At 70.5% G+C, this 20,903-nt stretch carries 20 protein-coding genes and 2 riboswitches; of the genes, 6 read left to right on the top strand and 14 right to left on the bottom strand.

Going from position 1 to position 20,903, the window contains the following annotated elements:
* Positions 1 to 61: 61 nt before the first annotated feature.
* The 4 genes from AB0C33_RS24205 to AB0C33_RS24190 form a co-directional block, all read right to left on the bottom strand.
* Positions 62 to 394 (bottom strand): Lsr2 family protein, encoded by a 333-nt coding sequence (locus AB0C33_RS24205; protein ID WP_125641669.1) that lies wholly within the window; start codon positions 392 to 394, stop codon positions 62 to 64.
* Positions 395 to 919: 525 nt separating this feature from the next.
* Positions 920 to 1,408, bottom strand: coding sequence for an RDD family protein (locus AB0C33_RS24200; protein ID WP_358291591.1), 489 nt, complete (start codon positions 1,406 to 1,408; stop codon positions 920 to 922).
* Positions 1,409 to 1,514: 106 nt separating this feature from the next.
* Positions 1,515 to 3,116, bottom strand: coding sequence for an RDD family protein (locus tag AB0C33_RS24195; protein WP_358291589.1), 1,602 nt, complete (start codon positions 3,114 to 3,116; stop codon positions 1,515 to 1,517).
* Between the two features lie 85 nt (positions 3,117 to 3,201).
* Positions 3,202 to 3,771, bottom strand: coding sequence for an amino-acid N-acetyltransferase (locus tag AB0C33_RS24190; protein WP_358291588.1), 570 nt, complete (start codon positions 3,769 to 3,771; stop codon positions 3,202 to 3,204).
* 287 nt (positions 3,772 to 4,058) lie between these two features.
* Positions 4,059 to 4,210, top strand: a riboswitch (cyclic di-AMP (ydaO/yuaA leader).
* 6 nt (positions 4,211 to 4,216) lie between these two features.
* Between AB0C33_RS24190 and AB0C33_RS24185 the strand changes: the two genes are divergently transcribed.
* Positions 4,217 to 5,260, top strand: coding sequence for an NlpC/P60 family protein (locus tag AB0C33_RS24185; protein WP_358291586.1), 1,044 nt, complete (start codon positions 4,217 to 4,219; stop codon positions 5,258 to 5,260).
* 87 nt (positions 5,261 to 5,347) lie between these two features.
* Here AB0C33_RS24185 and AB0C33_RS24180 read toward each other — a convergent pair whose 3' ends face one another.
* The gene (locus AB0C33_RS24180; RefSeq protein WP_132597751.1) at positions 5,348 to 5,560 is read right to left on the bottom strand and encodes a LuxR C-terminal-related transcriptional regulator; all 213 of its coding nucleotides are present in this window, start codon (positions 5,558 to 5,560) and stop codon (positions 5,348 to 5,350) included.
* 278 nt (positions 5,561 to 5,838) lie between these two features.
* On the opposite strand from AB0C33_RS24180, the gene AB0C33_RS24175 reads away from it, so the two are divergent.
* Entirely contained in the window at positions 5,839 to 6,942 is a 1,104-nt protein-coding gene (locus tag AB0C33_RS24175; RefSeq protein ID WP_358291584.1) for a cytochrome P450, read from the top strand.
* Here AB0C33_RS24175 and AB0C33_RS24170 read toward each other — a convergent pair.
* Positions 6,932 to 7,330 carry a helix-turn-helix domain-containing protein gene (locus AB0C33_RS24170; protein ID WP_358291582.1) on the bottom strand — a complete coding sequence of 133 codons (399 nt, stop codon included), beginning with the start codon at positions 7,328 to 7,330 and terminating at the stop codon, positions 6,932 to 6,934. The genes AB0C33_RS24175 and AB0C33_RS24170 overlap by 11 nt on opposite strands.
* 80 nt (positions 7,331 to 7,410) lie before the next feature.
* On the opposite strand from AB0C33_RS24170, the gene AB0C33_RS24165 reads away from it, so the two are divergent.
* Positions 7,411 to 8,340 (top strand): NADP-dependent oxidoreductase, encoded by a 930-nt coding sequence (locus AB0C33_RS24165; RefSeq protein ID WP_358291580.1) that lies wholly within the window; start codon positions 7,411 to 7,413, stop codon positions 8,338 to 8,340.
* 57 nt (positions 8,341 to 8,397) lie between these two features.
* Here AB0C33_RS24165 and lysX read toward each other — a convergent pair whose 3' ends face one another.
* Positions 8,398 to 9,879 (bottom strand): bifunctional lysylphosphatidylglycerol synthetase/lysine--tRNA ligase LysX, encoded by a 1,482-nt coding sequence (lysX, locus tag AB0C33_RS24160; RefSeq protein WP_352358581.1) that lies wholly within the window; start codon positions 9,877 to 9,879, stop codon positions 8,398 to 8,400.
* Positions 9,880 to 10,027: 148 nt separating this feature from the next.
* Between lysX and AB0C33_RS24155 the strand changes: the two genes are divergently transcribed.
* A complete protein-coding gene (locus tag AB0C33_RS24155) occupies positions 10,028 to 10,504 on the top strand; it encodes a hypothetical protein (protein WP_358291578.1) in 477 nt (158 codons plus the stop codon).
* A 65-nt stretch (positions 10,505 to 10,569) separates the two neighbouring features.
* On the opposite strand, the gene AB0C33_RS24150 is transcribed toward AB0C33_RS24155, so the two are convergent.
* The 5 genes from AB0C33_RS24150 to AB0C33_RS24130 all read right to left on the bottom strand — a co-directional run bounded on the left by AB0C33_RS24150 (position 10,570) and on the right by AB0C33_RS24130 (position 16,271).
* Positions 10,570 to 11,352 (bottom strand): type III pantothenate kinase, encoded by a 783-nt coding sequence (locus AB0C33_RS24150; protein ID WP_352318636.1) that lies wholly within the window; start codon positions 11,350 to 11,352, stop codon positions 10,570 to 10,572.
* Positions 11,353 to 11,355: 3 nt separating this feature from the next.
* On the bottom strand, positions 11,356 to 13,881 hold the full coding sequence (locus tag AB0C33_RS24145) for an L-aspartate oxidase (RefSeq protein WP_358291576.1): 2,526 nt from the start codon (positions 13,879 to 13,881) through the stop codon (positions 11,356 to 11,358).
* Positions 13,882 to 13,965: 84 nt separating this feature from the next.
* Positions 13,966 to 14,799, bottom strand: a complete 834-nt coding sequence (gene panC, locus AB0C33_RS24140) for a pantoate--beta-alanine ligase (RefSeq protein WP_358291574.1) — start codon at positions 14,797 to 14,799, stop codon at positions 13,966 to 13,968.
* A 22-nt stretch (positions 14,800 to 14,821) separates the two neighbouring features.
* A complete protein-coding gene (locus AB0C33_RS24135) occupies positions 14,822 to 15,712 on the bottom strand; it encodes a DUF2520 domain-containing protein (RefSeq protein ID WP_358291572.1) in 891 nt (296 codons plus the stop codon).
* A gap of 334 nt (positions 15,713 to 16,046) precedes the next feature.
* A complete protein-coding gene (locus tag AB0C33_RS24130) occupies positions 16,047 to 16,271 on the bottom strand; it encodes a chaplin family protein (protein WP_352358570.1) in 225 nt (74 codons plus the stop codon).
* A 194-nt stretch (positions 16,272 to 16,465) separates the two neighbouring features.
* On the opposite strand from AB0C33_RS24130, the gene AB0C33_RS24125 reads away from it, so the two are divergent.
* A complete protein-coding gene (locus AB0C33_RS24125) occupies positions 16,466 to 17,428 on the top strand; it encodes an SAM-dependent methyltransferase (RefSeq protein ID WP_358291570.1) in 963 nt (320 codons plus the stop codon).
* Here the strand turns inward: AB0C33_RS24125 and AB0C33_RS24120 are convergent.
* Positions 17,412 to 18,611 carry a cytochrome P450 gene (locus AB0C33_RS24120; RefSeq protein WP_358291568.1) on the bottom strand — a complete coding sequence of 400 codons (1,200 nt, stop codon included), beginning with the start codon at positions 18,609 to 18,611 and terminating at the stop codon, positions 17,412 to 17,414. The genes AB0C33_RS24125 and AB0C33_RS24120 overlap by 17 nt on opposite strands.
* A 75-nt stretch (positions 18,612 to 18,686) precedes the next feature.
* Positions 18,687 to 18,802, top strand: a riboswitch (SAM riboswitch).
* Positions 18,803 to 18,932: 130 nt separating this feature from the next.
* On the opposite strand from AB0C33_RS24120, the gene AB0C33_RS24115 reads away from it, so the two are divergent.
* Positions 18,933 to 20,144, top strand: coding sequence for an aminotransferase class V-fold PLP-dependent enzyme (locus AB0C33_RS24115; protein ID WP_358291826.1), 1,212 nt, complete (start codon positions 18,933 to 18,935; stop codon positions 20,142 to 20,144).
* Positions 20,145 to 20,147: 3 nt separating this feature from the next.
* On the opposite strand, the gene AB0C33_RS24110 is transcribed toward AB0C33_RS24115, so the two are convergent.
* A complete protein-coding gene (locus tag AB0C33_RS24110) occupies positions 20,148 to 20,831 on the bottom strand; it encodes a DoxX family protein (protein ID WP_358291566.1) in 684 nt (227 codons plus the stop codon).
* Positions 20,832 to 20,903: the final 72 nt, after the last annotated feature.

Below are 20,903 nucleotides of genomic sequence, written 5' to 3'. Positions count from 1 at the left end.
CGCCGGGGTCCTAGGCGAACGGCATAAGCGCATGGTCAGGAGATGGCTCTCTCGACGAGGCTCAGTGAGCCGCTTCGTACTTCTCCACGACGGTGGAGGCGATCCTGCCGCGCTCGCTGACCGGCAGGCCGTGAGCCTTGGCCCACTGCCGGATCTCCGAGCTCTTCTCGCGGCTCATCGCACGGTTGCCGCCGCGACCACGGCGACGGGCGGACACGGCTCCTGCCCTGCGGGCGTGCTGCACGAAAGGCGTGAGTGCGTCCCTCAGCTTCTTGGCGTTAACGTCGCTGAGGTCAATCTCATAGGAGGAGCCGTCAATAGCGAAGCTGACCGTCTCATTGGCCTCGCCCCCATCGAGGTCATCGATGAGAATCTCCTGGATCTGCTTGGCCATCTACGCAATCCTTTCCCGGAGCATTGTTTCATTCGCTCGCCCAAACATATACCCGGAAAGGCGCGGAGACAATTCAGCGCTACGGGGATTCGGCTGACTGGCAGATCAGTTCTGGTTCTCGGCCTGATCCTGGCGGTTTGCCCGTCGCCCGGCGCCCTCCGATCGCAGCAACTTCACCGCGCCAAAGATGAAGGCGCCGCCGACCACGACCGGGGGGATGAGCGCTGACAATACGTCTGTTACGGCTTCCATTCGTCCTCGCCTCCAGGGCTAGCAGGGTTTCGGGGGCGCTAAATACGCATCCCGGCGCGACCTGCGGGACCTGCGGGAGCACGCCGGACGCTCATGACGCCTAGGTGACAACTCACCCGGAACCGACCATAGCCACACACAGTCGCCCTCAGGGAGCAGGGGCACCGACATCCGGCAACCCGGACGTCCCATAGCCTAATGCCAGTCTCTCCAGGCTCCTTACCGGATCAAGGGAAAATTTTGCGAAAAGGCATCTTCCCAGGTGTGGACGCCTCAACGAAGATCTTTTACCACCCGCGTTCCGGCCAGCCTGTCATGCGGCCCGCGCTCCAACGGCTTGTCGATCAGGATGAGCAGCCCGACGCCGAACAGCAGCATTCCGGCCAGCAGATTGACCACCGGAATGCCCATCAGCATGACAGGCCCGGGATAGACCAGGGCCCGTTTCAGCAGGGCGCCACGCGGAAGGTCGTCCGGCGCCAGGCGAATCTTCATGATCGCCTGGCCGAACGTCCGCCGGCGCAGGCAATGGGCCCGCCAGTCATAGGCCGTATAACACAGGCCGGCCAGGAACCAGGCCAAGAGCCCGGGGAGCCGTCCGCCGAACGCCTCGACCATCCCGACAGTCCGGAAGGCGCCCCACAGCGCGATGAACAGAATGTAATAGAAGACCCCGAAGACCAGCGCCTCAATGAAGCGGGCGGCGAGGCGTTCCCACCATTCCGCGGGCACGGCGCCCGGCCACGACGGTGTCCCGGCCATATCCCACCTCACGCGGTCGGCGGTCGTACCCCCCATATTGGTACGCCCCGCACACACAAAACAGAGGCCGGCGGGAAGCCGGCCCCTGTTTTACGCTGACGCGGGATTACTTGATCTTCACGACCACCGTGCCCGCGAACTTGTCCGCGAACGTCTGCTGCAGTGGCTTGTCCCACAGCTGCGAGGCGCCGTTGACCGCGACGCACGCCCAGGCGAGCAGCGGGCCGAGGAAGGGGATCCAGCTCAGGATGTAGCCGCCCCAGGTGACGCCGGCGCGCTTGATCGCCAGGTCGGACGCGAGCCCGCCCGGAGGCAGGGCCTGGCCCACCGGCACGACCTTGATCCCCATGACCATCTTGCCGACCGTCTGGCCGTTCATCTTCGTCAGGAAGAACTCGTAGCACACCCAGACGGCGGTCGTCACGATCGCCGACAGGAGGCCGATGACGAAGCCGGACAGGAGGCCGGAGGTCAGGCCGGTCGTCGAGTCGTAACCGACCGCGAGCAGGCCCAGGATGAGGCTGACCACGAAGTTCACGACGCCGAGGATGACGCCGTCGATGATCCTCGCGACCAGACGCTGCCACCACTCCGCCAGGGGGGCCGGAGCGCCCGGAGGCTGCACGCCGACGGGCTGACCGTAGGGCTGGCCGTAGCCGGGCTGGCCGTAGGGCTGCGACTGCTGCTGCTGGCCGTATGCCTGGCCGTACTGCTGCTGGTCGCCGTACTGCTGGCCGTAACCCTGTTGCTGGTCGCCGTACTGCTGCTGGGCGTAGCCGCCCTGCTGGCCGTACTGGGCGTCCTGGCCGTAGCCCTGCTGCTGCCCGTAGTCGGACTGCGGCTGCTGGCCGTAGCCCTGCTGGCCGTACTGGGCCTCCTGGCCGTAACCCTGCTGCCCCGCGGCGGCCTGCTGGCCGTAGCCGGGCTGGGCGTACTGCTGGCCCGAGGACTGCGGCTGCTGACCGTAGCCCTGCTGGCCCGAGGCGGCCTGCTGGCCGTACTGGGCGTCCTGGCCGTAGCCCTGCTGCTGGCCGTAGTCGGGTAGCGACTGCGGCTGCTGGCCGTACTGCGGCTGCTGGCCGTAGCCCTGCTGGCCCGAGGCGGCCTGCTGGCCGTACTGGGCCTCCTGACCGTAGCCCTGCTGACCGGAGGCGGCCTGCTGACCGTAGCCGGGCTGGGCGTACTGCTGGCCGGGGGCGGGCTGCTGGCCGGAGGCGGGCTGCTGGCCGTAGCCCTGCTGGCCGTACTGGGCTTCCTGGCCGTAGCCGGGCTGCGTGTACTGCTGGCCCGAGGACTGCGGCTGCTGGCCGTAACCCTGCTGACCCGAGGCGGCCTGCTGGCCGTACTGGGCCTCCTGGCCGTAGCCGGGCTGCGTGTACTGCTGGCCCGAGGACTGCGGCTGCTGGCCGTAGCCCTGCTGCTGGCCGTAGCCCTGCTGACCCGGGGCGGCCTGCTGGCCGTACTGGGGCTGCTGGCCGTAGCCCTGCTGCTGGCCGTACTGCTGTGGTTGCTGGCCGTACTGCTGTTGCTGGCCATAGCCCTGTTGCTGCTGCTGACCGTACGGGGGCTGGCCGAAGGCATCGTCCGCCCGGTAGCCGACCACAGTCACGTCCGGGTCGGGCTCGCCGGGCCGACGGCCGTGGTGCTGACCGTACTCGGGGTTCTCGCCGGAATCGTCCTGTGGGTACGGCGGCTGTCCGGTGCTCACCGTGTCACCTCGCTTCGAGTGCGCATGTGGCACGTGTCAGGACACATGCCTGTGCTGCCCAACGTATCGACATAGGTATCAACAATCACCTTTCCAAGTGGTCAAGGTCCGCGTCACCCGATGTCAGATGCAGCAGCATGCGGGTGTTGCCAAGGGTGTTCGGTTTGACGTGTTCCAGATCAAGGAACTCCGCCACACCCTCGTCGTACGAGGCCAGCAACTCGGCGTAGACCTCGGGTGAGACCGGTGTGCCCTGGATGGGGCGGAAACCGTGCCTCGCGAAGAAGTCGACCTCAAAAGTCAGACAGAATACACGCCGCAGCCCCAGATCCTTCGCCTGCCGGACGAGCGCCGAGACGATCCGCCGCCCCACACCCAGCCCCCGGCACGCGGGATCGACGGCCACCGTACGGACCTCGGCGAGGTCCTCCCAGAGCACGTGGAGCGCGCCGCAGCCGACGACCTCCCCGCCGCGCTCGGCCACCCAGAACTCCTGGACGTCCTCGTACAGCGTGACCGTGGCCTTCTCCAGGAGCCGCGGCCCCGCGCCCGCGTAGGTGTCCACGAGACGCCTGATCGCACGCACGTCGGGCGTGCGCGCACGCCTGACCACGACCGCGGTCTCGGGGACTGCCACTTCGGCCACCTGCTCCATGGCTCTCCAGGGTACAGATCTCATTACGGCTCGGCCCTAAATCCCACGTCTCGGGCATCTCATCACATCCCGTGGTCAGATGAACACGAGCCGACTTGGAGCTTTCCTCCAGACCTCAGCACCCCGAATGCTGGACAAAAGGTGCAGAAGCCCGCTTCCGTACGGCTACCCACGAGATCACCTTGTGACCCTTCAGTTGTGAAACCTCTACAGACTCGGCAGTTCCGGTTGAGCGTGAACCCGGAGTGCATTAGTGTCCAGCGACGATGTTCTCCGCGTAATGCGCGCGGAAAGACACGCCCAATTCCCGCAAGGGAAGCCGGGGAACCAACGGCGGCGAGCACCTGGCGCCACCACTTGGGGTGAATCCGACCATCTCGGTAGGGCTGCTCCGGCCCGAACCCGTCAGCTAACCCGGCCGGCGTCGATGAGAGGAGCTCGGTTGGTGAAGCGGACGTTCGACCGCTCGGGGAAGTCCGGGGGCAGGCACGCCCGCCCCCAGGAGCAGGCCAGGCGCGCACGCCGCCTCGGCGTCATCGGCGTGACCGTCGCCGCGATGCTGTTCGCCGTCCCCGTCGGTTCCGCCGCCGCCGACCCGAAGCCGTCGCTCTCCGAGCTCTCCGACCAGGTGGAGAAGCTGCACGAAGAGATCGAGACGCTGGCCGAGCAGTACAACGAGCAGCGCGAACGGCTGAAGGCCGCCCAGAAGGCCAACGACTCCGCCCAGAAGATCCTGGCCACCAGCGAGTCCGATCTGGCCGCCAAGCGCGCCAGGGCCTCGCTGCTCGCCCAGAACGCCTACATCACCGGTGGCCTGGACAAGGCCCTGGCCTTCGCCCAGTCCGGCGACCCCGAGACCTTCCTCGACCGGGCCGCGACCACGTACGCGCTCGAACAGCAGCAGGGCGAGGAGGTCAACCAGCTCGCCAGGGCCATGGAGGCCGCCGAGCGGGCCAGGGCCGGCGCCAAGACCCGCATCGCCGAGGTCCAGAAGATCGTCACCGATCTGGAGAGCAGGCGCTCGAAGATCACCAAGCTGGTCGCCAAGGTCGAGAGCAACCTCTACCGGCGGGCCGTCGGCGAGGCCGGCCGTCCCGGCACCCGGGCCGTGCGCGTCAACCTGCCGGTCATCGGCGACGGCAAGGCCGCCCAGGCCGTCAAGTGGGCCCTCACCCAGCAGCTCAAGCCGTACGTGTGGGGCGCCGAAGGGCCGCGCTCCTACGACTGCTCCGGGCTGGTGATGGCCGCCTACCAGCGCGTGGGCATCTCGCTCCCCCACTACACCGGCGACCAGTGGACGGCCGGCAGGCAGGTCAGCCGCGACCAGCTGCGCCCCGGCGACCTGGTGTTCTTCTACAGCGACCTGCACCACGTCGGCATCTACATCGGCGGCGGCATGATGGTCCACGCTCCGCGGACGGGTGACGTCGTGCGGGTCGCCCCGATCGGCGGGCGGCCGTTCGCCGGCGGCGTGCGCATCGCGGACTGACCCGCGCGCCACTTCGCCCAGCGCCACTTCGCCCAGCGCCACTTCGCCCAGCGTCACTGGATGATGCGCGCCACCTGCTGAGCGCCGCTAGATGAGCTGGCGGCGCGCCGCCCATGCCACGGCCTCGATCGCCGTGGCCACGCCGATGCGGTCGCAGATGCCCCTCAGCCTGCGCCGTACGGTCCGTCCGCTGATATCCAGCCGCCTGCCGACCCGATCGACCGTCACTCCCCTGGCCAGCTCGGCCAGTAACGCCAAATCCGCGTGGCTCAGCTCAACGCCTTCTGTGAGCACATCCACCGGGAGCCCTCCCCCAAACAGCAGAACTCGGACCTTTCAGGCGAAGCAAAGCCGCTCGTCTCGGTGAAGGTAAACGCATCGCGGAAAGGTCGTCAAGCGCGACAATCGGCGCCCTTGACCAGCGCTATTGACATGATCACTTATATGTGACGTACTCCGCATATGTTGGCACGCCGTGGTCCGCTATGAACGGTCCAAACGATCAATTCGGCGGCCCGGTTCCACCTCCGATGAGCGCCACCGACGTGCTGGGTTTTGATCCCTCGGATCCGCAATTTGTGCGCGATCCGTACGTCCGATATCGCGAGCTGCGAGCCGCCGGGCCGATCTTCAGAACGCGCGGCGGGCTGCTCGTCGTGACCACGTACGAGTTGTGCGCGGCCGTGCTGCGCGACCCCGGGTTCGGTCACGGAACGTCCCCTCCCGCGCAGGAAGAGGCAGGTCAGCCCGGCCGGTCGTTCCTGCTCATGGACCCGCCCGATCACACCCGGTTGCGTGCTCTGGTCAGCCGCGCGTTCACGCCGCGCATGGTGGCCCGTCTCAGGCCGCGGATCGAGGAGATCACCGCCGACCTGATCGGGCGGCTGCCGGAGGAGGCGGAGCTGATTTCCGGCTTCGCGTACCCGCTGCCGGTGATGGTGATCAGCGAGATGCTCGGGGTGCCGCCGGAGGACCACGACCGCTTCCGCGGATGGAGCGAGGCCCTTGCCCGCGGACTTGACCCGATGCTGACAGACGCCCTCATGTCGGAAACGGAGCGTTCCAGGAACGAGTTCCGCGACTACTTCCGCCACCTGATCGCGCGGCGGCGCGAGCGTCCCGGCGAGGACCTCCTGAGCGCACTCGCACACGTCGAGGAGCTCACCGAGGCCGAGTTGCTGGCGACCTGCGTGCTGCTGCTCGTGGCCGGCCACGAGACCACCGTCAACCTCATCGCGAACGGCGTGCTGAACCTGCTGCGGCACGACCTGCTGCACCGCGCCGCCGAGCGCCCGAGGGAGGTCGTGGAGGAGGTGCTGCGCTTCGATCCGCCGGTCCAGCTCACCTCCAGGATCGCGCTGGAGGACCGGGAACTCGGCGGGACGCCGGTGCCCGCGGGCTCGGCCGTGCTCGTGCCGATCGGCGCGGCCAATCGCGATCCCGCCGTGTTCGCCGATCCCGACCGGTTCGACCCCGGCCGCGAGCCCGGCCGCCACCTGGCCTTCGGGCTCGGCCTGCACTTCTGCCTGGGCGCGACGCTGGCCAGGATGGAAGGCGAGATCGCGCTGTCGGCGCTGGCCGCGGCGGCGCCGAAGATGGAGGCCGCCGATCCGGAGCCGCCGTACAAGGAGAACGTGGTGCTGCGCGGGCTGGCCCGGCTGCCGGTGCGGCTCAGGCGGTAGCGTCGTAGCGTTCCCTGGCGGCCTCGACGTCCTCGATGTGCTCCTCGGCCCACGCCTTGATGGCGGTGACCAGCGGCATCAGGCTCTGGCCCAGCGGGGTGAGCGCGTAGTCGACGCGCACCGGCACCTGCGGCGTGACGCGGCGCGCCACCAGGCCGTCGCGCTCCAGGCCGCGCAGGGTCTGGGTGAGCATCTTCTGGCTGACCCCCGCGATGCGCCGGGCCAGGTCGCTGTAGCGACGCTCGCCGGAGGCCAGCGAGCTGAGCACCAGCGTGACCCATTTGTCGCTGAGCCGGTCGAGCAGCTTGCGGGAAGGGCATTCGGCGAAGTAGGCGTCGAAGGCGAGTCTCGCCTGGTCACGCCGCTGCGCCGCCGTCGTGGTCGCCACCGTCTCACTCCTCGCCGTGTGTTACGCACTTCCAGGTGCCTACTTACTGAAAGAGAGTAACTCTTCCTAGGGTCGCGGACATGACGAACATGCGTGCACTCATCGGCGGCTCCGGCGCTCCCCGGCTGGTGTCCGCGCCGCTGCCGGCGGCGGGGCCCGGCCAGGTGCGGATCAAGGTGGCCGCGGCCGGGGTCAACCCCTTCGACCTGGCCGTGGCGTCCGGGGCCCTGGCCTCGTACGGGCTGGCCAGGAAGCTCGACTCGTACGGGATCGGCTTCGACGCCGCGGGGACCGTCGACCAGGTGGGCCCGGGGACCTCCTTCAGCGTGGGAGAGGAGGTCGTGGGGCTCTGCGCGCGGCTGGAGCTGCCGTACAAGGCGCAGGCCGAGTACGTCGTGCTGGACGCCCCGGCGGTGGCCCGCGCGCCGCGCGACGTGAGCCCCGTCCACGCGGCCACGCTGCCGCTGAACGGGCTCACCGCCTGGCAGGCGCTCGACCGGACCGGTGTAGGGCCGGGCGGCACGCTGCTGGTCACGGGGGCGGCGGGGGCCGTCGGAGGCTACCTGGTGGAGCTGGCCGCCGTGCGCGGCGTCAGGGTGGTGGCCGCCGCCGGCGCCGCGGACGAGGAGCTGGTACGCGGCTTCGGAGCGGAATGGTTCGTCCCGCGCGAGGAGGACCTGGCCGAGGCCGTACGGGCGCAGGTGCCCGGCGGTGTGGACGCCGTGGTGGACGCGGCCGTGCTCGGCCTGCCCGCGCTCGACGCCGTTCGGGACGGCGGAGCGTTCGTGGCGCTCGCGTCGGGGGTCGCGCCGGTGGCACTGCGCGGCACGGACGTGGCCACCGTGCTGTTCCGCTCGGACGCCCGGCAGCTCGCCGAGCTGGTGCGCCTGGTCGAGGCCGGACGGCTGACGCTACGGGTGGCCGGGACGTACCCGCTGGAGAAGGCCGCCGACGCCCACGCCCGCCTGGCCGAGGGCGGCCTGCGCGGACGGCTCGTGCTGGTGCCCTGACCGCCCCGACCGCCCCGGGCCGGCGCCCCGCACCTGCGCGGGGCGCCGGACGGCGGCTCAGTGGGTGGGCTTGACCAGCGGGAACAGGATGGTCTCGCGGATGTTCTTGCCGGTGAAGGCCATGATCATCCGGTCGATGCCGGCGCCCATGCCACCCGTGGGCGGCATCGCGTACTCAAGGGCCTGCAGGAAGTCCTCGTCGAGCTGCATCGCCTCAAGGTCGCCGCCCGCGGCCAGCAGCGACTGCTCCACCAGCCGGTGGCGCTGGTCGATCGGGTCGTTGAGCTCGGAGTAGCCGGTGCCGAGCTCGGTGCCGAATCCGATCAGGTCCCACTTCTCGGTCAGCAGCGGGTTGTCGCGGTGGAGACGGGCCAGCGGCGAGGTCTCCAGCGGGTAGTCCATGACGAACGTCGGCTGCACGAGCGTGTGCTCGACCAGCGCCTCGAACAGCTCCTGGACGAGCTTGCCCGACCCCCACTTGGCGTCCCAGTGGACCTCGCGGCGATCGGCGATCTTCCGCAGCTCCTCAAGGGTGGTCTCGGTGGTGATCTCCTCGCCCACGGCGTCGGACACCAGGTCGTAGAGCCGGACCCGCGGCCACTTCTCCAGGCCGAGGTCGATCTCGACGCCGTCGTGCACGACCACGGTGGTGTCCAGGGCGGCCACGACGGCCTTCTGGTACATGCGCTGCGTCAGGTCGGCGATGTCGTTGTAGTCGAGGTAGGTGCCGTAGGCCTCGAGCATGGTGAACTCGGGGTTGTGCGTGGAGTCGGCGCCCTCGTTGCGGAAGTTGCGGTTGATCTCGAAGACCTTCTCGACGCCGCCGACCACCAGCCGCTTGAGGTAGAGCTCGATCGCGATGCGGAGGTAGAGCTCCATGTCGTAGGCGTTGATGTGGGTCTTGAACGGCCGGGCCGTCGCGCCGCCGTGGATGGGCTGCAACATCGGGGTCTCGACCTCGAGGTAGCCCTCCTCGTGCCAGAAGTCGCGCACCGCGCGCACGGTCGCGCTGCGCACCCGCGCCATCTTCCTGGCCTCGTCGTTGACGATGAGGTCGACGTAGCGCTGGCGCACCCGTGCCTCGGGGTCGGTGAGGCCGACGTGCTTCTCCGGCAGCGGGCGCAGGCACTTGGCGGTGATCTGCCAGCTGTCGGCGAGGATCGACAGCTCGCCGCGGCGCGAGGTGATGACCTCGCCGGTCACGCCGACGTGGTCGCCCAGGTCGACGTCGCGCTTCCAGGCCGCCAGCGACTCCTCGCCGACCTTGTCGAGCGAGATCATGACCTGCAGGTCGGCGCCGCCGTCGCGGAGCGTGGCGAAGCAGAGCTTGCCGCCCACGCGGTTGAGCATGACGCGGCCCGCGACCCCCACCGTCTCACCGGTGGCGGTGTCGGGCTCCAGGCCCTGGTGTTTCTCCTTGACCTCGGCGTTGGTCGCCGTGCGTGGGAAGTTCACCGGGTAAGGGTCGACGCCCTCGCTGCGGAGGCGGTCGAGCTTTTCCCTCCGGATGCGCATCTGCTCTGGAAGTTCCTCGCTCACAACAACAAAGCGTAGGGGATACGGCGAACTGCAAGCGCTCGTGACGGTTCCCTGCAGGGACGCTGCAAGGACCCTTTTGTACCAATGACTCACGAGCTCCGGGGGGAGCCGGCAAGGAGCCGGCCCGAGGGGAGCTCCGGGAGAGATCATGATGAAGAAGATCGCGACGGGCATCCTCGCCATCGCCGCCACCAGCGCCGTGGCCCTGTCGCTTCCTTCGGCCGCCAGCGCCACCACCGCCGACTTCGACGACTACTCCGACTACTGGGGCCCGGTGTACGCCAAGCAGCACCTGGCCAAGGCCCAGGGTCACGTCAGCGTCGAGTGGGACGAGGAGGACTCCAACGAGGTCCACGTCACCGGCCGGCTGTACGACCTGGACAACCGCGACTACGACGAGGGCGGCAAGTGCGCGTACGTGAAGTTCCAGGCCGAGGACTCCGACGGCGACTGGTCCACGGTCTACGCCAAGAAGTACTGCGGCTTCCCCGGCTACAAGAAGTTCCACTTCGAGGAGAACGACGTCTTCACTCTGCGGGCCAAGGTCTGCCAGGTTCCCGAGCAGGGCATCTTCGCCACCAAGTGCGGCCCCTGGAGCGAGCTCTACAGCGCCGAGAACGAGTGACCCTCGCCGGCGACACCACCACCGACAGGCGGCCCCCGTCCCGAACGGGGGCCGCTTGTCACGTTCTAAGCGGTATTGCGGTGATAAATCAGGCGCAAGCCGATGAGGGTCAGCCACGGCTCGTGCACGTCGATCGAGCGCGACTCGCCGACCACCAGCGCCGCGTGGCCGCCGGTCGCCACGACGGTCACCTCGTCGGGGTCGTCGGCCAGCTCGGCGGCCATGCGCTCGACGATGCCGTCGACCTGGCCGGCGAAGCCGTAGATGATGCCGGCCTGCAACGCCTCGACCGTGTTCTTGGCGATCACCGAGCGCGGCCTGACCAGCTCGACCTTGTGCAACTGGGCGCCGGCGGCGGCCAGTGCGTCGACCGAGATCTCGATGCCGGGGGCGGTGACCGCCCCGACGTACTCGCCCTTGGCCGACACCGCGTCGAAGGAGGTGGCGGTGCCGAAGTCGACGATGATGCACGGGCCGCCGTACTGGTCGATGGCGGCCAGGGCGTTCACGATGCGGTCGCTGCCCACCTCTTTGGGGTTGTCCATGCGCACCGGCACGCCCGTGCGCACGCCGGGCTCCACGATCACGGCGGTGACGTCGCCGTAGTAGCGGCGGCACATCTCCCGCATCTCGTTGAGCACGCTCGGCACGGTCGAGCAGATGGCGATGCCGCTGATGTCGGCACCCTTGAGCAGGGGTGACTGGGCCAGCAGCCCCTGGAGCACGACGGCGATCTCGTCGGCGGTGCGGCGGGCGTCGGTGGCCAGCCTCCAGTGCTCGATGACGTCCTCGCCCTCGAACAGCCCCAGCACCGTGTGCGTGTTGCCGACGTCGATCGTGAGCAGCATCAATTACCCCCGCAAATCCAGTGCGATGTCCAGGGCCGGCGCCGAGTGGGTGAGCGCTCCCACCGCAAGGTAGTCAACGCCAGTTTCAGCCACATCACGAGCCGATTCCAAGGTCAATCCCCCACTCGCTTCAAGCGCAACCCTGTTTTTCGCCCGACTTTTCACGATTTGTACGGCATGTACGGTGTCCTCGACCGTGAAGTTGTCCAGCAGGATCTCCTCGGCGCCCTCGTCCAGCAGGGGCTCCAGCTGGTCGAGCCGGTCGATCTCGACCTCGATCGGCACCTCGGGATAGCGCTCCCGCACCGCGCGGTACGCCTCGGCCACGCCGCCGGCCGCCACCACGTGGTTGTCCTTGATCAGGGCCGCGTCCGACAGCGACATGCGGTGGTTGACGCCGCCGCCGCAGCGCACGGCGTACTTCTCCAGGGACCGCAGACCCGGCAGGGTCTTGCGGCTGTCGCGCACCCGCGCCCGCGTGCCCTCGATCGCGGCCACCCACCTGGCGGTCAGCGTGGCCACCCCGGACAGGTGCGTGAGCAGGTTGAGCGCGGTGCGCTCGGCGGTCAGCACGGCCCGCGTCGGGCCCTCGACCGTCATCAGCACGTCGCCGGCCGCCACCCGCTCGCCGTCCTTGGCCCGCCGCTCGGCGCGGCCGGCGCCCAGCCGGAGGAAGACCGCCTCGGCCACGGCCAGCCCGGCCACCACGCCGTCCTTGCGGGCCACCACGTCGGCGGCCGAACGCTGCTCGGCCGGGATCGTGGCCAGGCTGGTCACGTCGCCCGCCTCCTGCAGGTCCTCTTCGAGCGCGCGGTCGATCAGCGCGTCGACCTCGGCCGGGTCGAGCCCGGCGGCGGTCAGCTCCTGCGCCAGCCGCGGCGGCATCGCCTCGCCGTGCGGAGTGTACGTCATGCGAAGGCCCTCCTCGGTCAGGGTCACGTCCAGGTGGCCCAGCCACTCATTGTCGTCCCGGCTCTCGTGGTCCTCGCGCCAGTGGGAGCCGCGCGTCTCCAGCCTGGCCGCCGCCACGCCGGTCAGGACGGCGGCGACGGTGAGGAGGTTGCTCGCCTCCCACGACTCGGTGCAGGCGGGCACCTCGACCGGTGTCCAGAGCGCGTCGCGCAGCGCCTTCGACGTGGCCTGCAGCGACGCGCGGCTGCGCAGCACCCCGGCGCCGGCGCTCATGTGCGCCTGGATCCTGGGCCTGGCCCTGGGGTCCACCAGGCCCGTCGCGGCCCGCCCGGCGACCGGCTCGCCCGGCTCGGGACGCGTCCGGTGGATGTCCTCGGCGATGCGCTCGGCGAAGACCAGACCCTCAAGGAGCGAGTTCGAGGCCAGCCGGTTGGCGCCGTGGACGCCGGTGCAGGCCACCTCGCCGCAGGCGTACAGACCCTCGATCGAGGTACGCCCGGACAGGTCGGCGCGGACGCCGCCGCTGGCGTAGTGGGCGGCCGGGGAGACGGGGATCGGCTCGGTGGCCGGGTCGATGCCGTGCTCCCGGCAGACGGCGTAGATGGTGGGGAAGCGGCTCTCCCACTTGTCCCTGCCGAAGTGGCGGCCGTCGAGGAAGACGTGGTCGCGGCCGGTCTCGCCCATGACCCTGGTGATCGCCTTGGCCACGACGTCGCGCGGGGCCAGGTCGGCCAGCTCGTGCACGCCCTGCATGAACCGGTTGCCCTCGTGGTCGACGAGGAAGGCGCCCTCGCCCCTGACCGCCTCGGAGATGAGCGGCTGCTGGCCGGTCGAGCCCTCCCCCAGCCACAACACGGTCGGGTGGAACTGCACGAACTCGATGTCGCGCACGACCGCCCCCGCCCTGAGCGCGAGCGCCACGCCGTCGCCGGTGGACACGACCGGGTTGGTGGTCGCGGCGTAGACCTGGCCCATGCCGCCGGTGGCCAGCACCACCGCCCGCGCCAGGACCGCGCCGACGCCGTCACGCGCGCCCTCGCCCATGACGTGCAGGGTCACTCCCCTGGCCCGGCCGCGGGCGTCCTTGAGCAGGTCGAGCACGAGCGCGTGCTCGATCACCTCGATCGATCCGGCGCGCACCGCCTCGACCAGCGCCCGCTGCACCTCGGCGCCGGTGGCGTCGCCGCCGGCGTGCACGATCCGGTGGCGCCGGTGACCGCCTTCCCTGGTGAGCTGGAGCTCGCCGTCGGGGGTGCGGTCGAACCGGGCGCCGCGCTCGATGAGCCGCCGCAGCGCGCCCGGCCCCTCGGTCACCAGGGTTCGCACGGCCTTGGTGTCGCACAGCCCGACCCCGGCGAGCAGCGTGTCGCTCAGGTGCTCGTCGGGGGTGTCGCGCGGGTCGAGCACGGCGGCGATGCCCCCCTGGGCCCACTTGGTGGACCCGGCGGACAGCACGTCCTTGGTGACGACCAGGACCTTGGCCGCGGGATCCAGCTCGGCATGGCGCAGCGCCACGGTCAGGCCCGCGACGCCGGAGCCGACGACGACCACGTCCGCCTCGACCGTCCAGCCGGGTTCGGGGGCCGTCAGACGCTGGGGAATCGCCGGTGCACTCATGGGGGTCTCCTCACTGAGGCGATTTCGTCACTATGACGATAACGCCTGCCGCGACGTGGACATGCCCCGGGGGCGCCGTGCGGATCAGCGACGAAGGCTCAGGACGACGTTGTCGATCAGCCGGGTGCCGCCCACCCGGGCCGCCACGGCGAGCACGGCCGAGCCCTCGTAGGCGTCGTCGACCTCCTTGAACGTGGCCGGATCGACCAGTGCCAGGTAGTCGAGGTCGAGGTCGGGCCCGGCCTCGTCGAGCACCGCGCGGGCGGTGGACCGGATCGCGCCGGCGGTGAGCTCGGCCGCGCCCGCCCGCAGGGCGCGGGACAGGGCCAGCGCGACCGTGCGGTCGCGCGCCGACAGGTAACGGTTGCGGCTGGACAGGGCCAGGCCGTCGGGCTCGCGCACGGTGGGCGCGCCGACGATCTCGACGGCCAGGTCGAGGTCGGCCACCATGCGGCGGATGACGGCGAGCTGCTGGGCGTCCTTCTGGCCGAAGATCGCCACGTCGGGACGGACCAGGTTGAACAGCTTGAGCACCACCGTCAGCACGCCGTCGAAGTGGCCCGGCCTGGAGGCGCCCTCGACGATCGTGCCCATCTCGCCCGCGCAGACGCTCACTTGCCGCTCGGGGCGGTACATGTCCTCGGGCGAGGGCGCGAACACGACGTGCACGCCCTCCTCCCGGCACACGTCGAGATCGGCGTCGAACGTACGGGGATAGCGGGAAAAATCCTCGTTAGGACCGAATTGCAGCGGGTTGACGAAGATGCTGACCACGACCTGGTCGGCGCGTACCCGGGCGGCCCTGATCAGCGACCGGTGGCCCTCGTGCAGCGCGCCCATGGTCGGGACCAGCGCCACGCTGCCCGTGCCACGCGCCTTCGCCAGGTCGTCCCGGTTGCCGGCCACGATCAGATCCATTGCTGCCCTCCACACCCGACGGTCAGGTCCATATATTGCCCCCAAGCGCGTCGAGCAGCCGCTCCGCCTCCTCCGGTTTGAGCAGCCCCGCGGCCAGCGCCCGGTCGGCGGTGAGCCGGGCCAGCGCGATGTAGGCGTCGGCGGCCTCCGGGGCGGCCAGGATCAGCGCGTCGACGTGCTTGCGCACGGTGCCCGCGTCGCCGCGGACGACCGGGCCGGTCAGCCCGGCGATGCCCAGCCGCAGCACGTTGTCGAGCGCCGCGCCGAGCAGCGGGCCCAGCATCCGGCCCGGGTGCTCGACGCCGATGCGCCCGAGCAGCTCCTCGGACTCGGCGATGAGGGTGACCATGTGGTTGGCGGCGTTGGCCAGGGCCGCGTGGTAGAGCGCGCGGTCGCTCTCGGCGATCCAGACCGGCTCGCCGCCCATCTCGATCACCAGCGCCTCGGCCACGGGCCGCAGCATGTCGGGCGCGGTGACGCCGAAGGAGATGCCGGTGATCTTGTTGAGGTCGTCGTCGCGGCCGGTGAAGGTCATGACCGGGTGGAGCGCGAGCGGCAGCGCGCCCACCCCGGCGGCGGGTTCGAGCACCGACAGGCCGTACGCGCCGCTGGTGTGGACGAGCAGCTTGCCCTGGAGGTCGGCGCCCGTACGGGCCAGGCCGGCCACGAGGTCGGGCAGCGCGTCGTCGGGGACGGTCAGCAGGATGAGCTGGGCGGCGGCCACCACCTCGTCGGGCCGCGTCAGCTCGACCCCGAGCCGGTCGGCGGCCCACCTCCGCGACCTGTCGGAGACCCCGCTCGCGGCCACGATCCGGTGGCCCGCCTGCGCCAGGGCGGCGCCGAGCGCGGAGCCGACCTTGCCCGCGCCGAGCACGCCGACGGTCAGCCGTGCCGGGCGATCACCTGCGTCCATGACGTCTCACCCCTGTCGACCGTGATGGCACTGCCGACCAGCGTAACCGGCGGGCGGCGGCGCACATGTCACGGGCCGACGAACGCGGTCAGGCATGTCCGCCGCTTTACCGCCCGTTGAGTTAACGACAAATGCGACAGGGGCATACGAATCGTGCACCCCCTGTCGAAAGAGATGAGGAGAGGGGTCCACGCACGACGACGGGCGCCGAGTCCTGACAACCCGACGCCCGCCTGGATGCGACCTCTTGGAGGTGCACTGACCGGTCATCCGCCGACTGACCGGCCGGGATCAGAGCCCGGACCGCGCGCGAGCGGTCCGGGCTCTCCCTGCCTCAGCGGCTGTAGACCGCGGTGTTGGGGCTCCCCTGGCAGCCGTTGATCGGGACAGCCTGGATGCCGATGTTGTTGCCGCAGACGGGCACGACGGCGGTGATGGGGAGGTGGATCGGGCTGCCGCTCAGGATGCCGTTGTTGCCGTGGGTGACGTCGTCGGCGTACGCGGGGGCCGCCAGCGCCAGCAGGGCAATGGCACCTGCCATGACCAGAGTCTTCTTCACGGGGGGCTCCTCTCAGTATGCGGCCGTGGAGGCCGCAATGCTTCGGTGGAGCGAACCGGCTCGCCGCTTACCGCGGATGGGCGAAACGCAGTCGCTCGGTGACAGTACGTAAACGTTAGCGCAATGTAGCGACCAAGTGTAGTCAATCAATGACTTAGCGTGTTGATGGCCGGAGTCATGAGATAGTCAGCCTCATGTGGCTCACCTGGCGCGCCGCGACCGAACGCGCGCTCTACGGCGAGGAGGGTTTCTACCTCCGCGAACGCCCCTCGGGCCACTTCCGCACCTCGGTCGGGGCCTCGGCCGTGTTCGCCGAGGCGATCCTGGCCCTGCTGGCGGAGGTCGACTGCGACCTCGGCTCCCCCGAGTGGCTCGACCTGGTCGACATCGGCTCCGGTGAGGGCGTGCTGGTCCGCCGCGTCCTCGACCTGGCCGAGCCCGCGCTGCGCAACCGGCTCCGGGTCACGTGCGTCGACCTGTCACCCAGGCCGCCGGGCCTGCCCGACGAGGTCGAGTGGCGCCGCTGCCTGCCGTCCAGCATCACCGGGCTGGCCGTCGCCAACGAGTGGCTCGACAACATCCCGCTCGACGTGGCCGAGCAGACCTCCGGCGGCCCGCGTCTGGTCATGGTCAACACCCGCACCGGGGAGGAGCGCCTCGGCGGTCCGCTGCGGCCCGCCGACCGCGAATGGCTCGACCGCTGGTGGCCGCTGCCGCACGTGGGCACCCGAGCCGAGATCGGCCGTCCCCGTGACGACGCCTGGGCCTCCGTTCTGGTACGCCTCGCCCGCGGCCGGGCGATAGCCGTGGATTATGCACACCCTGTGGATAACCGACCGCTCTGTGGCACGCTGACCGGTTACCGCGACGGCGCCGTCGTCACGCCCATCCCCGACGGGACCTGCGACATCACCGCCCACGTCGCGCTCGACGCGTGCGCCGAGGCCGGGCGGCGGGCCGGCGCGATATCCACAACCTTGTCCACACAGCGCGACATGTTGCGGGCGCTGGGCCTCACCGGCGCCCGGCCGCCGGTCGACCTCGCCCGCACCGATCCGCGCGGCTACGTGCGCGCGTTGTCGCGGGCGTCGGAGGAGGGCGAGCTGATCGATCCGGCGGGGCTCGGCGGGTTCGGCTGGCTCAGCCAGAGCCGGTGACGTCGAGGTCGAGCGAGCGCAGGCCGCGGATGACGAAGCCCGGCTTGTAGACCGGCTCCGCGCGCAGCTCGATCGTCCCGACCCGGTCCAGCAGCGCGGTGAACGACTCCGTCAGCTCGATCCTGGCCAGCGGCGCGCCCAGGCAGAAGTGGATGCCGGCGCCGAAGGAGATGTGCGGGTTGTCCGGACGGCCCAGGTCGAGCCGGTCCGGGTCCTCGAACACCTCGGGGTCCCTGTTGGCCGAGCCGAACAGGCAGGCGACCTCCGAGCCGCGCGGGATCCGCACGCCGTGCACCTCGATGTCCTCCAGCACCCAGCGCTCGAAGAGCTGCAGCGGGGTGTCGTAGCGCAGCAGCTCCTCGATGGCGGTCGGCAGCAGCGAACGGTCGGCGCGCAGACGGGCCAGCTCGCCCGGGTTCTTCAGCAGGGCCCGCCAGCCGTTGCCGGTGACGTTGACCGTGGCCTCGTGGCCCGCGTTGAGCAGCAGCACGCAGGTGCCGGCCAGCTCGTCGAGGGTCAGCTCGGGGATCGCGGCCAGGGCGCTGACCAGGTCCTCGCCGGGGTTCGCGAGCCGGTCGCGGGCCAGGTCCTTGAGGTAGGACTCGAACTCCTCGGCCGCGCGCACCGCCTGGTGCTGGGTCTCCAGGCTGGGGTTGAGCTCGTACATGCCGCACATGTCGGCCGACCACGGGCGCAGCAGGTGGCGGTCCTGCTCGGGGACGCCGAGCATCTCGGCGATGACGGTGACCGGCAACGGCTCGGCGACCTCGGCGATCAGGTCGCCGCCGCCCTTCTCGACGTAGGCGTCGATCAGGCTCTCGGCGATGGCCCGGACGCGCGGGCGCAGCGACTCGACCATGCGCGGCGTGAACGCCTTGGACACCAGCCGGCGCAGCCTCGTGTGGTCCGGCGGCTCGACCTCCAGCATGCCGTTCCTGCTGACCCGCCAGAAGGCTTCCTGGAACTCCGGCGCGGGCTGCCGGCCGAACTCCTCGTGCGTGGCGACGTGGGTGTAGTCGCGGCCCAGCCGCCGGTCCCTGAGCAGCGCGTTCACGTCCGCGTGCCGGGAGATCAGCCACTGGTTGGACGGCTCGAAGTAGCGGACGGGCGCCTCGCGCCTCAGCTCGTCGTACGCCGGATAGGGGTCGACGACGAAATCCGGATTCCAGGGATCAAAGCGCACTATTTCATCTTATGAGACGGGTTGACCTGCTGAGCTTGCGAATCATGCCCGGGTGTCGGTTATAGTGCCGTCGTAGGTCATGAGTGCCAGCGACAAGCCCCGGCTAGCTGGCCGGCAACCCTCGCGTCCGCGGCGGGGTGCCCCGGGTGAAGACCTGGTCCGTCACGAGGTGTGGCGGGCAAGCGCGGGCTCCGTGGCTGCTTCCAGGGGTCCGACCGACCCGTGAGGAGCTGCGCCGTGTCCACGCTGACGATCTTCAACTCCGTTCCCGCCCAGGCTGCCGCCGAGGCCACCGCCCCTGCCGCCGCCTCCGGACGGTCGATCCCCGCCGTGCTCGGCGCCGACCTCGAAGTGCCGGTCAAGGGCGGCCGGCTGGTGAGCTACGCCAACCTCGACTACGCGGCCAGCGCCCCCTGTCTTGAGCCGGTCAGCGCCGCCGTCGCCGCCGCGCTCCCGGCCTACTCCAGCGTCCACCGCGGCGCGGGCTACGCCTCCCAGCTCACCACCGCCCGCTACGAGCAGGCCCGCCACACGGTCCGGGCCTTCGTCGGCGCCCGCCCGGACGACGCCGTCATCTTCACCCGCAACACCACCGACGCCACCAACCTGCTGGCCGGCTGCCTGCCCGAGGGCACGACCGTCGTCGTCTTCGACTCCGAGCACCACGCCTCGCTGCTGCCCTGGGAGCGGTCCGTGCGCCTGGCGCCGCCCGCCTTCCCCGGCGAGGCCGTCCGCGCCGCCGACGAGGCGCTGGCCGGGATCGAGGGGCCCAAGCTGCTCGTGGTCACCGCCGCCTCCAACGTCACCGGCGAGCTGTGGCCCATCGCCGCCCTCGCCCACATCGCCCACCGGCACGACGCCCGGATACTGGTGGACGCCGCCCAGCTCGTCCCGCACCGCAGGCTCAACCTGACCGCGCTCGACCTGGACTACGTGGCCTTCTCCGGCCACAAGCTGTACGCGCCCTTCGGCGCCGGCGTGCTGGTCGGACGCCGTGACTGGCTGGCGGCGGGCGAGCCGTACCTGAAGGGCGGCGGCGCGGTGCGCTCGGTCGGCGAGACCACCGAGTGGCACGACGACCCCGAGCCCCGCCACGAGGCCGGCACCCCCAACGTGCTCGGCGCCATCGCCCTGGCCGCCGCCTGCGACGCGCTCACCGCCACGGGGTGGACGGAGCTGGTGCGCGAGGAGGAGCGCCTGATCGCCCGGCTGCGTACCGGTCTGGCCTCGATCGACGGGGTGCGCGAGCTGTCGCTGTGGGGCGAGGACCACCCGCGGGTGGGGATCGTGTCGTTCGTCGTGGACGGCTACTCGGCCCGCGAGGTGGCCGAGGCGCTGTCCGGCGAGTACGGCATCGGCGTGCGGGACGGGAAGTTCTGCGCGCACCCGTTCGTCCGCCACCTGCTGGATGCCTCGGACGGCGGCTGCGAGGACGGCACCGCCTCGGCGGTACGCGCCTCCATCGGCATCGGCAGCACGCAGGAGCACGTCGACCGCCTGATCGAGGCCCTGCGCGACCTGGTCAGCCGCTGACGCTCAACGGTTGGGCGGCTTCTGCTGGTGCGGCTCGTCGGACACCAGGGCGTCGATGTCCCGCATGTCCTCGTCGTTGAGGTGCCCGGGGCGCGGCGCGTTGGGCTGCCGCGGCACGTTGGGCGGCTCGGCCTCGCCCTCGGGCCGGGCCGGCGTCGTCGGGCCGCCCTCGGGCCCGACCTGCGTGGCCGGCCCCTCGGTGACGACCGTCGTCGGCTCGGCGCGCCGGGCCGGCCGGTGCGCGGCGAGGTCGTCCTCGGCGATCTGGCGTTCCCTGCGACGGCGGTACGTCGAGTGGAAGATGCCGTCGAGCCCGATGCGGCCGCCACCCAGCGCGGCGAGCATCAAGGACAGCGCACCCAGCGCGCCCGGCAGTTCCCATCCCCCGCCTTGCGACAACACCCCGTGGCCCGCGTGCACGAAGACGATCGCGCCGATCATGTCGATGAGCAGCAGCAACGCCACCGGCCGGACCAGCAGGCCGAGGATCAGCAGGGCGCCGCCGACCAGCTCGACGATGGCGGCGAATCCGGCCGACAACTCGGGCATGGGCACGCCCATCTCCCGGAACTGCCCCGCCGCGGCACCGAGCCCGCCCTGCCACTTCTGCCAGCCGTGCGCCACGAAGATCACCCCGAGTACCACCCGGGAGATCAGGGCCGCCACATCAAACAGGACTCTCTTCACAGTGCTTTCTCCCCCCGTTCCCGGTATTGATCCCCATGTCTGGCTTCGGGATGCGTTGCCATACGATTCCTT

Origin of the sequence: Nonomuraea sp. NPDC048881, assembly GCF_040649795.1 — a bacterium.
In the GTDB taxonomy this organism is placed as follows: Bacteria; Actinomycetota; Actinomycetes; order Streptosporangiales; family Streptosporangiaceae; genus Nonomuraea.
Note: the sequence above shows the minus strand (reverse complement) of the source record. Positions and strands in the feature narration are given on the sequence as shown.